The organism is Vibrio sp. 2134-1 (assembly GCF_033339495.1).
This window is the reverse complement of the sequence record NZ_JAWOUS010000178.1, coordinates 1-946: the sequence shown is the minus strand read 5'-3', so window position 1 is coordinate 946 and position 946 is coordinate 1. Positions and strand designations below refer to the sequence as shown.

Here is a 946-nt window from a genome sequence, read left to right as displayed (position 1 = left end):
AAAAGGCGCTGGCCTTGAGGGTTTCTGCCAGACAGCAGAAGGCAAATTAACTTTCACATGTGAAAGTCAGGCTCTCCGGGGCCTGATTTCACTATGAGGTGAATCTATGGAGTTACAAGAAGCAAAAGAGGCTCTCGATAGCCTTCATCCACACAAGGCCTCAGCGCCTTTGAGGCTTGTCATCCACCAGCCAGGTGGGATTGGTGGAACCCCTACAGTGGGGGTGAAAGCTATTCACGCAGGCTTTGACTGGGACAGCAACACCATCCTGATCTACCCGGAAGAGCAGCTCACCCGGTTGACGCCGGATGAGGTCGCCGCCATCACGAAGTCAGTATCGAAGGGACAGTCCTGGCATTCATATCAGCAGTTCAAGAAGTATCGGGAGCAGTTGGCCGAAGCCACGGAAGAAATTAATAGGCTCAGAGCTGAGCTGGGCAGGTATCAGAATAACGGGAGGGGGTAATGCTAAAACGCGGAATTATCAATCTCGCTGCTAGTTACATCATTGTTGATGCCCTACTCCGGAATGCAGCAATTTGGATCTTTGGCTTGTCCTTCTCCGTTGGTGGCACTTACGTCACTGGCGAGGCCAGTACATGGGTCGTTTACCTAGCCACTTCTGGTGCCATGACACTCTGTTCTGTCGTAACAGCCTACCTGCTCGTGACCTATCACCGCTGGGGGCTGATGACGGCCAGGGTCTGGTTGCTATTGAGTGCCTGCCTAAACGGCTAGGCCGTCTATTTGAGTAGCCACAACATCCAGTTGGTGGTGGCACTGCTTTCCAGCCTGTTTATTGCTTTGTGGATGCTCAAGACCCTTGAGCAACCAGCAGTGAAGGGGACGTACAAGGTAATCGCTGATCTTCACCGTCAGCTATGGGGAATGTTGAAGGGGCAAACACAATGACGACGAATACTCAAAACGCGAACGCCAACCAGGT

3 protein-coding genes are annotated in these 946 nt (G+C 52.3%); all 3 read left to right on the top strand.

The window, feature by feature from the left end; translation table 11 throughout:
* Positions 1 to 106: 106 nt before the first annotated feature.
* Positions 107 to 466 (top strand): hypothetical protein, encoded by a 360-nt coding sequence (locus tag R7R78_RS24765; RefSeq protein ID WP_000422768.1) that lies wholly within the window; start codon positions 107 to 109, stop codon positions 464 to 466.
* A gap of 133 nt (positions 467 to 599) precedes the next feature.
* On the top strand, positions 600 to 755 hold the full coding sequence (locus tag R7R78_RS30045; RefSeq protein WP_411979497.1) for a hypothetical protein: 156 nt from the start codon (positions 600 to 602) through the stop codon (positions 753 to 755).
* On the top strand, positions 748 to 912 hold the full coding sequence (locus tag R7R78_RS30040) for a hypothetical protein (RefSeq protein WP_406707390.1): 165 nt from the start codon (positions 748 to 750) through the stop codon (positions 910 to 912). The genes R7R78_RS30045 and R7R78_RS30040 overlap by 8 nt, the downstream gene beginning before the upstream one ends.
* Positions 913 to 946 lie beyond the last annotated feature (34 nt).

Coding starts and splice junctions, on each gene's coding strand:
- R7R78_RS24765 (WP_000422768.1), top strand. CDS start 107: ATGGAGTTACAAGAAGCAAAAGAGGCTCTCGATAGCCTTCATCCACAC.
- R7R78_RS30045 (WP_411979497.1), top strand. CDS start 600: ATGGGTCGTTTACCTAGCCACTTCTGGTGCCATGACACTCTGTTCTGT.